General features: G+C 63.3%; 1 protein-coding gene. It reads left to right on the forward strand.

What is annotated here, in order from left to right; translation table 11 throughout:
* Positions 1–218: hypothetical protein (locus B0D78_RS13120; protein ID WP_168170156.1), on the forward strand; the 218-nt coding region annotated here is incomplete at both ends.

Consider the following 218-nt stretch of genomic DNA (forward strand, 5'->3'; position numbering starts at 1 on the left):
GCGGCGTGCGCATTGATGAAGCGATCCTGACGGCCGCTTCCATGATTCTGGCCGTCGGCGGCCCGATCGGCACGCTGCTGAGCAACGTGGTCATGGGGCGCAAGGAATTGCTGCTGCCGGTCGAAGAGCTGATCTATGAGGATCGGCTGGGGCTTTCCGGCTGGATCCAGGGGCGCTGCGTGGTGCTGGGCAATCGGCGCATGATGGAAAACCACAAC

It is taken from the genome of Pyramidobacter sp. C12-8, assembly GCF_002007215.1.
Taxonomy (GTDB): Bacteria; Synergistota; Synergistia; order Synergistales; family Dethiosulfovibrionaceae; genus Pyramidobacter.